12 protein-coding genes and 1 pseudogene are annotated in these 11,437 nt (G+C 71.0%); 9 read left to right on the top strand and 4 right to left on the bottom strand.

From position 1 onward, the window contains the following. Nucleotides 1-229: 229 nt before the first annotated feature. Nucleotides 230-946 carry an IclR family transcriptional regulator NdgR gene (gene ndgR, locus ACWF9Z_RS05615; RefSeq protein WP_215030593.1) on the bottom strand — a complete coding sequence of 239 codons (717 nt, stop codon included), beginning with the start codon at nucleotides 944-946 and terminating at the stop codon, nucleotides 230-232. 185 nt (nucleotides 947-1,131) lie between these two features. Between ndgR and leuC the strand changes: the two genes are divergently transcribed. The 4 genes from leuC (at nucleotide 1,132) to ACWF9Z_RS05635 (ending at nucleotide 4,355) form a co-directional block, all read left to right on the top strand. Beyond that, nucleotides 1,132-2,556 carry a 3-isopropylmalate dehydratase large subunit gene (gene leuC, locus ACWF9Z_RS05620; protein WP_453597751.1) on the top strand — a complete coding sequence of 475 codons (1,425 nt, stop codon included), beginning with the start codon at nucleotides 1,132-1,134 and terminating at the stop codon, nucleotides 2,554-2,556. A 5-nt stretch (nucleotides 2,557-2,561) separates the two neighbouring features. Beyond that, complete coding sequence (gene leuD / locus ACWF9Z_RS05625) at nucleotides 2,562-3,155, top strand: 3-isopropylmalate dehydratase small subunit (RefSeq protein ID WP_453597753.1); 594 nt, start codon at nucleotides 2,562-2,564, stop codon at nucleotides 3,153-3,155. Between the two features lie 137 nt (nucleotides 3,156-3,292). Then, nucleotides 3,293-3,520 carry an SCO5555 family protein gene (locus ACWF9Z_RS05630; protein WP_453597755.1) on the top strand — a complete coding sequence of 76 codons (228 nt, stop codon included), beginning with the start codon at nucleotides 3,293-3,295 and terminating at the stop codon, nucleotides 3,518-3,520. 145 nt (nucleotides 3,521-3,665) lie between these two features. Beyond that, nucleotides 3,666-4,355 (top strand): HU family DNA-binding protein, encoded by a 690-nt coding sequence (locus ACWF9Z_RS05635; protein WP_453597757.1) that lies wholly within the window; start codon nucleotides 3,666-3,668, stop codon nucleotides 4,353-4,355. A 283-nt stretch (nucleotides 4,356-4,638) separates the two neighbouring features. Here the strand turns inward: ACWF9Z_RS05635 and cofC are convergent. After that, a pseudogene (gene cofC / locus ACWF9Z_RS05640) lies at nucleotides 4,639-5,313 on the bottom strand (2-phospho-L-lactate guanylyltransferase); the annotation flags it as partial. 165 nt (nucleotides 5,314-5,478) lie between these two features. On the opposite strand from cofC, the gene ACWF9Z_RS05645 reads away from it, so the two are divergent. The 3 genes from ACWF9Z_RS05645 to ACWF9Z_RS05655 are packed head-to-tail and all read left to right on the top strand — an operon-like array spanning nucleotide 5,479 to nucleotide 8,435. Continuing rightward, the gene (locus ACWF9Z_RS05645) at nucleotides 5,479-6,231 is read left to right on the top strand and encodes a lysophospholipid acyltransferase family protein (RefSeq protein WP_453597759.1); all 753 of its coding nucleotides are present in this window, start codon (nucleotides 5,479-5,481) and stop codon (nucleotides 6,229-6,231) included. Then, complete coding sequence (locus tag ACWF9Z_RS05650; RefSeq protein ID WP_453597761.1) at nucleotides 6,228-7,238, top strand: NAD(P)H-dependent glycerol-3-phosphate dehydrogenase; 1,011 nt, start codon at nucleotides 6,228-6,230, stop codon at nucleotides 7,236-7,238. Before ACWF9Z_RS05645 ends, ACWF9Z_RS05650 begins: the two co-directional genes overlap by 4 nt. A gap of 39 nt (nucleotides 7,239-7,277) precedes the next feature. Beyond that, nucleotides 7,278-8,435 (top strand): D-alanine--D-alanine ligase family protein, encoded by a 1,158-nt coding sequence (locus ACWF9Z_RS05655; RefSeq protein WP_453597763.1) that lies wholly within the window; start codon nucleotides 7,278-7,280, stop codon nucleotides 8,433-8,435. 105 nt (nucleotides 8,436-8,540) lie between these two features. Here ACWF9Z_RS05655 and ACWF9Z_RS05660 read toward each other — a convergent pair whose 3' ends face one another. Further along, entirely contained in the window at nucleotides 8,541-9,035 is a 495-nt protein-coding gene (locus tag ACWF9Z_RS05660; protein WP_453597765.1) for a DUF3515 family protein, read from the bottom strand. A 23-nt stretch (nucleotides 9,036-9,058) separates the two neighbouring features. After that, a complete protein-coding gene (locus tag ACWF9Z_RS05665; protein WP_214947835.1) occupies nucleotides 9,059-9,292 on the bottom strand; it encodes an Lrp/AsnC ligand binding domain-containing protein in 234 nt (77 codons plus the stop codon). A gap of 245 nt (nucleotides 9,293-9,537) precedes the next feature. Between ACWF9Z_RS05665 and ACWF9Z_RS05670 the strand changes: the two genes are divergently transcribed. Both ACWF9Z_RS05670 and thiD read left to right on the top strand, forming a co-directional pair. Then, nucleotides 9,538-10,521 carry a thiamine-phosphate kinase gene (locus ACWF9Z_RS05670; RefSeq protein WP_453597768.1) on the top strand — a complete coding sequence of 328 codons (984 nt, stop codon included), beginning with the start codon at nucleotides 9,538-9,540 and terminating at the stop codon, nucleotides 10,519-10,521. A 74-nt stretch (nucleotides 10,522-10,595) separates the two neighbouring features. Beyond that, a complete protein-coding gene (thiD, locus tag ACWF9Z_RS05675; protein WP_453597846.1) occupies nucleotides 10,596-11,378 on the top strand; it encodes a bifunctional hydroxymethylpyrimidine kinase/phosphomethylpyrimidine kinase in 783 nt (260 codons plus the stop codon). Nucleotides 11,379-11,437 lie beyond the last annotated feature (59 nt).

The following is an 11,437-nucleotide window of genomic DNA, read 5'->3' on the forward strand; positions in this document are numbered from 1 at the left end:
CAAAACAGACGCGAAACCCGAAAAGCGAGAACAGAGGTGAGGGCGGGGATGTGAATTATCTGATACCACCCCGCCCGCCCCCCCCCCCCCCCCGCGGCCGCCCCCCTCTTCCGTGTTCCCGCGAGCCGTGCCCCCCGTGCGGACAAGTACGGGCCCGGAGGCGCGTGTTCGGACGTGTGCGGCGTCGTACGCGCCCCCGGGCCCGGGGGAGTGGTCGGGACGGGTGGGATCAGCTGGAGCGGCGCAGCGCCTCGGTCAGGCGGCCGGCCGCGTCGATGACGGCCTGGGCGTGCATGCGCCCCGGGTGGCGGGTCAGGCGCTCGATCGGGCCGGAGACCGACACGGAGGCCACCACGCGGTTCGAGGGCCCGCGCACCGGCGCCGAGACGGAGGCCACACCGGGCTCCCGCTCGCCGATCGACTGCGCCCAGCCGCGGCGCCGTACGCCCGAGAGGGCCGTCGCCGTGAAGCGCGCGCCCTGCAGGCCGCGGTGCAGCCGCTCGGGCTCCTCCCAGGCCATCAGGATCTGCGCGGCCGATCCGGCCTTCATCGGGAGCGTGGAGCCCACCGGGACGGTGTCCCGCAGGCCCGACAGCCGCTCGGCCGCCGCCACGCAGATGCGCATGTCGCCCTGACGCCGGTAGAGCTGCGCGCTCTCTCCCGTCACGTCCCGGAGGTGGGTGAGCACCGGTCCGGCCGTGGCCAGCAGGCGGTCCTCGCCGGCCGCGGCGGCGAGCTCCGCCAGCCGCGGTCCGAGGATGAACCGGCCCTGCATGTCCCTCGCCACCATGCGGTGGTGTTCCAGTGCCACGGCAAGGCGATGTGCCGTGGGTCGTGCGAGCCCTGTCGCCGCGACCAGCCCGGCGAGGGTGGCCGGACCGGACTCCAGTGCGCTCAATACCAGAGCTGCCTTGTCGAGAACGCCGACGCCGCTAGAGTTGTCCATGAAACGATATTCGCGTCTCACACTGTGAAACGCAAGTTCAATTTTTCCAAGAACGAGCGAGTCTGTATGTGCGGGTCCACGAACCACCTGGATCCGAGCCGTCGTCCAGGACGTGGGGTACGGGCGGCACGGCGCACAAGTTCTCTATGAAGCGCCGGCACAACCGGCCGGCCGGAGGGAAAGTGATGGGTAGGACACTCGCGGAGAAGGTCTGGGACGACCATGTCGTCAGGCGGGCGGAGGGTGAGCCCGACCTCCTCTTCATCGATCTGCACCTGCTGCACGAGGTCACCAGCCCCCAGGCCTTCGAGGGTCTGCGGCAGGCCGGCCGCAAGGTCCGCCGCCTGGACCTCACCATCGCGACCGAGGACCACAACACCCCCACGATCGACATCGACAAGCCGATCGCGGACCCGGTCTCCCGGGCCCAGCTGGAGACGCTGCGCGCCAACTGCGCCGAGTTCGGTGTCCGCCTGCACTCGCTGGGTGACGTGGAACAGGGCGTGGTCCACGTCGTGGGACCGCAGCTGGGTCTGACCCAGCCGGGTACCACCGTGGTCTGCGGCGACTCCCACACCTCCACCCACGGCGCCTTCGGCGCGCTGGCCTTCGGCATCGGGACCAGCCAGGTCGAGCACGTGCTGGCGACGCAGACGCTGCCGCTGGCCCGCCCCAAGACGATGGCGATCACCGTCACCGGCGCGCTGGCCGAGGGCGTCACCGCCAAGGACCTGATCCTGGCGATCATCGCCAGGATCGGCACCGGCGGCGGCCAGGGCTACATCCTGGAGTACCGCGGCGAGGCCATCGAGAACCTCTCGATGGAAGCCCGCATGACCATCTGCAACATGTCGATCGAGGCCGGCGCCCGCGCGGGCATGATCGCCCCCGACCGCACCACCTTCGACTACCTCGAGGGCCGCGACCACGCCCCGACGGGCGAGGACTGGGACGCGGCGGTCGCGTACTGGAAGACCCTGCGCACCGACGACGACGCGGTCTTCGACGCCGAGGTCGTCATCGACGGCACCGCGCTGGCGCCGTTCGTCACCTGGGGCACCAACCCGGGCCAGGGCGCGCCCCTGTCGGGACAGGTCCCCGATCCGGCTTCGTACGAGGACGCTTCGGAGCGCCTCGCCGCCGAAAAGGCCCTGGAGTACATGGGGTTGACCGCCGGACAGCCGCTGCGCGACATCAAGGTCGACACCGTCTTCGTAGGTTCCTGCACCAACGGCCGCATCGAGGACCTGCGCGCCGTCGCGGGCATCGTCGAGGGCCGCAAAGTCGCCGACGGCGTACGGATGCTGGTCGTCCCGGGCTCCGTCCGCGTCGCCCTGCAGGCCGTGGAGGAGGGCCTGGACAAGGTCTTCAAGGAGGCCGGCGCCGAATGGCGGCACGCGGGCTGCTCGATGTGTCTGGGCATGAACCCCGACCAACTGGCGCCCGGTGAGCGCTCCGCGTCCACCTCCAACCGCAACTTCGAGGGCCGGCAGGGCAAGGGGGGACGCACCCACCTGGTCTCTCCGCAGGTGGCCGCGGCCACCGCGGTACTGGGCCATCTGGCCTCGCCCGCCGACCTGTCCGACGCCCCCGCGACCGCCGGAGTCTGAGAACGATGGAAGCCTTCACCACCCACACCGGCCGGGCCGTCCCGCTGCGCCGCAGCAACGTGGACACCGACCAGATCATCCCGGCCCACTGGCTCAAGAAGATCACCCGCGACGGCTTCGAGGACGGGCTCTTCGAGGCCTGGCGCAAGGACCCGGAGTTCGTCACGAACCGCCCGGAGCGCGCGGGTGCGACCGTCCTGGTCGCGGGCCCCGACTTCGGTACCGGTTCCTCGCGCGAGCACGCCGTCTGGGCCCTGCAGAACTTCGGGTTCAAGACGGTCATCTCCTCCCGCTTCGCCGACATCTTCCGCGGCAACTCGCTGAAGAACGGTCTGCTGACCGTCGTCCTGCCGCAGGAAGCGGTGGAGCGGCTGATGGAGCTGACCGAGGCCGACCCCACCGCCGAGATCACGGTCGACCTGGTCGACCGCCAGGTCCGAGCCGAAGGCGTCGCCGTCGAGTTCGAACTCGACGACAACGCCCGCTGGAGGCTGCTGGAGGGGCTGGACGACATCTCGCTCACCCTTCAGAACGAAGCGGACATCGCCACCTACGAAAGCGTCCGGCCGACGTACAAGCCGCGCACGATTCAGGCGTGATTCCGGCCTGATCAGCGCTTATTCGCCCTCGGGTGATCACATAGGCAACACTGTGCCCCCTGCCTTCCGGTGGGGGGCACAGCTGTGTGTTGAGGCCCCGTGAGGCGACAACTCGCCCCAGATGGCACAATCTGTGCATGGAACGCGACAGTCAACTTAAGCTCTACGGACTCGTCGCGGACCGATTGAAAGAAGCACACACACGGGTTCGCTCACTGCAAGTCCCGGAGGGCGTAAGGATGGCGCTGACCCGGAAGCTGTTGGTCGTCACTGCCGCGGCGAAGCACGATCTCGCCGATGCGGCAGTGCGCCTGGACAGGTTGATGAAGGACCTCGACGAGGGTCGATTCCCTGAAGGCGACTGATGCGAAGGAACTCCGTAACGGCCTCCAGCGTTGCGGCACTAGGGTGATAAGCCCGTTTCGTGTTTGATTTGCGGTATATATCCGCCTAACGTGCGAAATAAGCTTGAACACATTCGTTCTGGCGAAGTCTCCGAAGGGGAAGACGTTGAACAAGGCGCAGCTCGTAGAAGCGATTGCCGACAAGCTGGGCGGCCGGCAGCAGGCCGCGGACGCTGTCGACGCGGTACTGGACGCCATCGTCCGCGCGACCGTCGCGGGCGACCGGGTCTCGGTCACGGGCTTCGGCTCGTTCGAGAAGGTCGACCGTCCGGCCCGCTACGCCCGCAACCCGCAGACGGGTGAGCGCGTCCGGGTCAAGAAGACCTCGGTGCCCCGTTTCCGCGCGGGCCAGGGCTTCAAGGACCTGGTCGCCGGCACCAAGAAGCTGCCCAAGGGCGGCGAGGTGTCGGTGAAGAAGGCCCCCAAGGGCAGCCTCACGGGTGGCTCTTCCGCGGCTTCCGCCACGGTGAAGAAGGCAGTGGCGAAGAAGGCCAGCACCGCCAAGAAGGCGGCCGCCGCGGCCAAGACCACGGTGGCGAAGAAGACCGCGGTCAAGAAGACCACGGCCACCGCCAAGAAGACGGTCGCCAAGACCGCGGTCGCGAAGAAGGCGACGCCGGCGGCCAAGAAGGCCACGGTCAAGAAGGCCGCGGCGACGGCGAAGAAGACCACCGCCACCGCGAAGAAGACCGCGCCGGCCGCCAAGAAGGTCACCGCGGCGACGAAGGCGCCCGCCAAGAAGACGGCGACGCGCAAGGCCACTGTGAAGAAGACCACCGCCCGCAAGACCAAGTAGGGCAGGAGTCACACACGACGGGCCGACTTCCCCGCTCAGGGGAAGCCGGCCCGCGGCGCGCGGGCCGCGAGCCGCGTCAGAACGTCTGCAGCGTGACCAGGGTGATCCGCAGGCCCGTTCCCTCGCCGTCCGTCTCGATCCGCACCCGCTGCCCGGGCCGCAGCAGCCGCAGGCCGCCCGCGTCGAACGCGGGGGCCTCGAAGGGCACCGGGGTGCCGTCGTCCAGCAGCACGCTGCCGCTGCGGGTCTCGGAGTCGTACGTGTACGCGGTCGCCTGCATACGGGCACTGTATCGGGCCGTATGCCGGCCCACACCGAGGGTGAGGGCCGTGCGCAGATCCGCCGCGGTGTCCACGTCCCGGCGCACGCTGTCCACCCCCGGGAGGGTCATTTCCACCGCGCCGGAGGCCGAATGCCGGGCCCGCGAGGGACCGCCGAACGAGGGGGCCAATTCCACGTCCGGCGCAGCGGAAAGCAAGGTCGTCCCGATTCCCGCCGCATCCGCCAGAAATGCCCGGGGAAATACCGAGGCGTTTTCGAGCACGCGTAGCAATTCGGGCGGCCGCAGCGCCGGGAGATCCGCGTTCATCGCCGCCACCGCCGCCCGCGGCCTGCCCGCCCGTATCTCCCGCGCCCCGTGGGCCAGCGCCGCGTTGAGTCCGCCGCCCGGGGCGTCCGGCACGATCCGGGCCCCCAGCCGGGCCAGTTCCGCCCCGGCCGCCGCGTCGTCCGTGACGACCACCACATCCGCGACCGCCGCGCAGGCCAGCGCCCCCGCGACGGTGTCCAGCGCGAACGCCAGGGCCAGCCCCGGCCGGGAGGCGCCGACCGCTTGCGCGAGACGGCTCTTGGCCACCGCCAAGGGCTTCAGCGGGATCACCAGACTCCAGACGGCGTTCGTGACCGGCCCCTTCCCTCCGCCGCGTTCGCGCGGCCGTTTAGACCATGCACAGGTCATGGCCGGGTCATGCGTGGGCCCATTGTCGCCTCAAGGCGGGCGGCCCGGGGCCTGGCGCGGTTGCGCGGGGCGTACGGTGTTCTCGACAGAGACCGGACCTGGGGCGAGACTTGTCCGGCACCGGGGTGCCCAAGCCGCGCACCGGTCCAAGAGGAAGGTGTCCGAGTGTCCCGCCGCAGAATCGGCTTCTGGTACCGCCTTGCGGCCGCCATCGCGAAACCGCCGCTGGTAGTGCTCTTCAAGCGGGACTGGCGGGGAATGGAACACATTCCGGCCGACGGAGGATTTATCACCGCCGTCAATCACAACTCGTATCTGGACCCGCTGTCCTACGCGCACTTCCAGTACAACACCGGCCGGGTGCCCCGATTGCTCGGCAAGGCGGCCCTCTTCAAGGTCCCCATTGTCGGCGCGATCTTGCGCGGCTCCGGCCAGATCCCCGTCTACCGGGAGTCCACCAACGCCCTGGACGCATTCCGGGCCGCCGTGGCGGCGATCGAACACGGTGAATGCGTGGCCTTTTACCCGGAAGGCACCCTCACCCGCGACCCGGACATGTGGCCCATGGCCGGCAAGACCGGCGCCGCCCGCGTGGCGCTGATGACCAAGGCCCCCGTCATTCCGGTGGCCCAGTGGGGCGCGAACCTCGCGATGCCGCCCTACGCCAAGGAGAACAAGCTCAGCCTGTTCCCGCGCAAGACCCTCCAGGTCCTCGCCGGACCGCCCGTGGACCTCTCCACGTACTACGACCGGGAACCCACCCCGGACGTGCTCAGGGAGGCCACCGAAGTCATCATGGCGGCCATCACCGGACTGCTGGAGGAACTGCGGGGCGAAAGCGCGCCCGCGCAGCCGTACGACCATCGCAAGGCCAGGGCGGAACAGCGGCGCAAGGCCGCGGGGGAGGACGACAAGTGACACGTCCCGTGAAGGCAGCCGTATTCGGAACCGGCTCCTGGGGCACGGCCTTCGCCATGGTGCTCGCCGACGCCGGCTGCGAGGTGGTCCTGTGGGGCCGCCGGAGCGAGCTCGTCGACGCCATCAACACCGGCCGGACCAACCCGGACTACTTCCCCGGCGTCGAACTCCCCGCGAACATCCGCGCCACCACCGACCCGGCCGAGGCCGCGGCGGGCGCCGACTTCACGGTCCTCGCCATCCCCTCGCAGACCCTGCGCGGCAACCTCGCCGACTGGGCCCCGCTGCTCGCGCCCGCCACCGTCCTCGTCTCCCTCATGAAGGGCGTCGAACTGGGCACCGCCAAGCGGATGAGCGAGGTCATCGAAGAGGTGGCCAAGGTCCCCGCCGGCCGCGTCGCCGTCGTCACCGGTCCCAACCTGGCGCGCGAGATCGCCGCCCGGCAGCCGGCCGCCTCCGTGGTCGCCTGCGTGGACGAGGCCGTCGCCCAGCGCCTCCAGGCCGCCTGCCACACCCCGTACTTCCGCCCGTACACGAGCACCGACGTCGTCGGCTGCGAGCTCGGCGGCGCCGTCAAGAACGTCATCGGCCTCGCCGTCGGCATCGCCGACGGCATGGGCCTGGGCGACAACACCAAGGGCTCCCTGATCACCCGCGGACTGGCCGAAGCCACCCGGCTGGGCCTGGCCATGGGCGCCGACCCGCTCACCTTCTCCGGCCTCGCCGGCCTCGGCGACCTCGTCGCCACCTGCTCCTCGCCGCTCTCCCGGAACCACACCTTCGGCACCAACCTCGGCCGCGGGATGACCCTGGAGGAGACCATCGCGGTCACCAAGCAGACCGCCGAGGGCGTCAAGTCGTGCCTGTCCGTGGCCGATCTGGCCCGCCGCCACGGGGTCGACATGCCGATCACCGACACCGTCGTCGACATCGTCCACCACGGCAAGCCCACCCTGGTCGCGCTCAAGGAGCTCATGGGACGCAGCGCCAAACCGGAACGGCGCTGACTGCTTTCCGGACGTCCGAGCGGGTATTCTCGGGGCGATATGAGCAGCGAGAACCTCCCCCAGACCCCTGAGCAGCAGGGCCGCAAGCCCCGTGTGGCCGTCGTGTTCGGCGGCCGCAGCTCGGAACACGCCATCTCGGTCGTCACCGCGGGCGCCGTCCTGCGCTCCATCGACCGCTCCAAGTACGAGGTGCTGCCCATCGGCATCACCACGGACGGCCGGTGGGCGCTGACCGCCGACGAGCCCGCCCGGATGGCCATCTCCGGCGGCGCGCTCCCCAACGTGGGGCAGCTCGCCGAATCCGAGGACGGCGCCGTCGTGCTCTCCGTCGACCCGGCCAGCCGCGAGGTCGTCTACACCGAGCCGGGCGCCGTTCCCAAGGCCCTGGGCGAGGTCGACGTGGTCTTCCCCGTCCTGCACGGCCCGTACGGCGAGGACGGCACGCTCCAGGGCCTGCTGGAGCTCTCCGGCGTCCCGTACGTCGGCTCCGGTGTCCTCGCCTCGGCCGTGGGCCAGGACAAGGACTACATGAAGCGCGTCTTCACGTCCTTCGGGCTGCGCGTCGGCCCGTACATGACCCTGCGCCCCCGCGCCTGGGAGAACGACCGGGAGGCCGCCCGCGGCCAGGTCCTGGACTTCGCCGCCGAACACGGCTGGCCGCTGTTCGTCAAGCCCGCCCGGGCCGGCTCCTCGATCGGCATCACCAAGGTCGACGAGGTCTCCGGGCTGGACGCGGCGATCGACGAGGCCCGCCGCCACGACCCGAAGGTCATCGTGGAGGCGCTGCTGCGCGGCCGCGAGATCGAGTGCGGGGTCCTGGAGTTCGAGGACGGGCCGCGCGCGAGCGTGCCCGCCGAGATCCCGCCGGTCTCCAGCCACGACTTCTACGACTTCGAGGCGAAGTACATCGACTCCGCCTCCGGAATCGTGCCCGCCCCGCTCACCCCGGAGCAGACCGCCGAGGTCCAGAGGCTCGCCGTCGAGGCCTTCGACGCCGCGTCCTGCGAGGGCCTGGTGCGCGCCGACTTCTTCCTCACCGAAGACGGCACCTTCGTCATCAACGAGATCAACACCATGCCGGGCTTCACCCCGATCTCCATGTACCCGCGCATGTGGCAGGAGACGGGCATCGAGTACCCGGAGCTCGTCGACCGACTGATCCAGGCCGCGCTGCGCCGCTCCACCGGGCTGCGCTGACACCCGGACACCAGGCTCCGTACACGAACGGGCACCGCCCGCTGGCCCCCCGAAAGGGTGGCCGGCGGGCGGTACTCATGAGCGCGGGCCGCGGGGCGGAGAAGGTCAGTACGAGGAGATGCCCGCCGGCACGGTCTTGTCGATCGCGGCGGACAGGTCCACCAGCATCCCCGCGTCCGTGGCATGCTCCTTGTCGACCCGGACCTCCGTGTACGCCAGCCGCGCCCCGGTGGTGAACCGGAAGCCGCCGTCGTCGAGCTTCTCCAGGAGCCAGCCGACACCGTTCACGTCGACGCCGTCCTGCTTCTCGTCCCGCATCTTCTCGGGCCTGGGGATACCGCACCGCAGTACGATCGCCGAGCCACCCCACGCGGCGGTCAGGTCGGACTCCGGCAGCGCCGGGGTCCGGGCCAGCGTGGCCACCGTCTCGGGGAGCTCTTTGTGCAGCGCCGCACACAGACCCGCCACGTCGGCGGGCGGAGCGGACGGCGGTTCCACTCGGGCCTCGGCATCAGCCGGGGAACATCCCGCGAGGGCCGCCGAGGCGGCCAGCGCGGTCAGTGCGGCGAGCAGAGAGAAGGGCCGGCGGTGTCGTGACATCACCGGCCAAGAGTAGACGGGGGCTACAGATGGACCACCGGGCAGGTCAAGGTGCGGGTGATCCCCTCCACCTGCTGGACCTTGGCGACGACCATGCGGCCGAGCTCGTCCACGGTGTCGGCCTGGGCGCGCACGATCACGTCGTACGGACCCGTCACGTCCTCGGCCTGGATCACCCCCGCGATCTGCGCGATGGACTCGGCGACGAACGACGCCTTGCCCACCTCGGTCTGGATGAGGATGTACGCCTGTACCACGGAACCTCCAGGGCGGCCACGAGGATCATTTCCCCTACCCTTCGGGTGGGCCCGGGGATCACGGGTGGGCCCGGGGAAGAAGGGACGCCACGGTACCGCGTCGCCGAGCGCCGCGGGGAGACCCGCGGGCCCGGCCGCGCGCAGGGCGGGGCGTACGGAGAGCAGAAGTTGACGTATCTGTTGACGGTACCCAGAGCTGTGACGGCTCGCGACCGCAAGCGGACTGGGCAAGAAGGGGCACAGCGATGAAGGGCACTGTGGGCGAGCTGGGGGAGTTCGGGCTCATTCGGGAGCTCACCTCACGGCTCACCACCACCCCGGCCGTCCGGCTCGGACCGGGCGACGACGCCGCGGTGGTGTCGGCCCCCGACCGGCGGGTCGTGGCGAGCACGGACATCCTGCTGGAGGGCCGGCACTTCAGGCGTGACTGGTCCACCGCCTACGACGTAGGCCGCAAGGCCGCCGCGCAGAACCTCGCCGACATCGCCGCCATGGGCGCGGTGCCGACCGCGCTCCTGCTCGGCCTCGTCGTCCCGGCCGAACTCCCGGTCACCTGGCCCACCGAGCTGATGGACGGCATCCGCGACGAGTGCCAGGTCGCCGGCGCGGCCGTGGTCGGCGGCGACGTGGTCCGCGGCGACACCATCACCGTGGCCATCACCGCACTGGGCGACCTGCGCAACCACGAACCCGTACTGCGCTCCGGCGCCCAGCCCGGCGACGTCGTGGCCGTCACGGGCTGGCTCGGCTGGTCCGCGGCCGGTTTCGCCGTGCTCTCGCGCGGCTTCCGCTCGCCGCGGGCCTTCGTGGAGGCCCACCGGCGGCCCGAACCGCCGTACCACGCGGGCCCCGCGGCCGCCGGACTCGGCGCCACCGCCATGACCGACGTCAGCGACGGCCTGATCGCGGACCTCGGGCACATCGCCGAGGCCAGCAAGGTACGGATCGACCTGCGGTCGGCGGCCGTCGACATCCCGACGCAGATGCACGACATCGGTCAGGCCGTCGGCGTGGACCCGCTCCAGTGGGTCCTCACCGGGGGAGAGGACCACGCCATCGTGGCCACCTTCCCGCCCGACGTGAAGCTCCCGGCCCGCTGGAAGGTCATCGGCGAGGTGCAGAACCGCTCCGCGCTGCCCCAGGTGACCGTCGACGGCGCCCCCTGGACCAGCACCGGCGGCTGGGACCACTTCGGCGCGGACCCGGCCCCCGAGGAGAGCGGCCGGTGAGGCGGCCGCCCGCCGCCGCGCCCGGTACCCCGTACGAGGCCGTCCCGGCCCCGTACCCCGCCCCGCACCCGCCGCTGTGCCTGACCGTCGCCGGATCCGATTCCGGCGGCGGCGCGGGCATCCAGGCCGACCTCAAGACGATGCTGGCGCTCGGGGTCCACGCGATGAGCGTGGTGACCGCTGTGACCGCGCAGAACTCGCTGGGCGTCAAAGGCGTCTGGGAGCTGCCCGCGGAGGCCGTCAGGGGCCAGTACAGGGCCGTGGTGGACGACATCGGGGTCCAGGCCGTGAAGACGGGCATGCTGGCCTCGGCCGGGCTGGTGGAGACGGTGGCCCAGCTGCTCGCCACGACCCCCGCCCCCGCCGTGGTCGACCCGGTCGGCGTCTCCAAGCACGGGGACGCGCTGCTCGCCGCGACGGCGCTGGACGCCGTGCGCAAGGAGCTGCTGCCCCGGGCCACCGTGGCGACGCCCAACCTGGACGAGGTGACCCAGCTCACCGGGGTCGTGGTGGAGACCGAGGACGACATGCGCCGGGCCGCCGACGCCGTGCTCGCCTACGGCCCCGCCTGGGCGCTGATCAAGGGCGGCCACCTCGCCGCGCACGGGGACGAAGCCGTGGACCTGCTCACGGACGGCACCGAGGAGCGCTGGCTGCGGGCCCCCCGCTACGACAACCGGCACACGCACGGCACCGGCTGCACGCTCGCCAGCGCCATCGCGGCGGGCCTGGCGAAGGGCCTGCCGGTCCCGGAGGCCGTCACGAGGGCCAAGGAGTACGTCACGGGCGCCATCGCGGCCGGCTTCGCGCTGGGCGCGGGCATCGGTCCCGTGGACCACGCGTGGCAGTGGCGCTGAAACACCTGTGGGGCCTGGTTCACCGCACGGATCCGTGCGGTTCTCTAATAAACAAAATA

The sequence above is a fragment of the Streptomyces sp. NPDC054961 genome, assembly GCF_053609145.1.